Source organism: Colwellia marinimaniae, from assembly GCF_002207865.1.
Classification (GTDB): domain Bacteria; phylum Pseudomonadota; class Gammaproteobacteria; order Enterobacterales; family Alteromonadaceae; genus Colwellia; species Colwellia marinimaniae.
In genome coordinates this window covers 1-256 of sequence record NZ_BDQM01000367.1, presented here as the reverse complement: position 1 = coordinate 256, position 256 = coordinate 1, and the positions used below count along the sequence as shown (strand labels likewise).

Below are 256 nucleotides of genomic sequence, written 5' to 3'. Positions count from 1 at the left end.
GTGTTCTACCTGAACGAGCCGCTCAAATGGGACTACCTCTGGGCGGGTCTGTGCCTCGTCGGGGCGGTGTACTTCATCTTCCGCAGCGCGTAGGAGCCGAGCCGCGCAGGCCCTGCCGGGGGGCGCCGGTCTCTGCGCATCCGCTTTGACCTGGTGCGCCGGGCGGCTGTCTGGCGCCGGTTAAACTCGCGGTTTTCGCAGATTTGTCACGTTTTGGTCATCTCTGCGTCACATATACCGCCAGAAGGTTCGATCA

The 256-nt window shown here is 62.9% G+C and carries 1 protein-coding gene; it reads left to right on the top strand.

Annotation, left to right across the window (positions count from 1 at the left end):
* The coding region (locus MTCD1_RS19680; RefSeq protein WP_143760207.1) for a DMT family protein at positions 1-93 on the top strand (93 nt) is incomplete at its 5' end.
* Positions 94-256 lie beyond the last annotated feature (163 nt).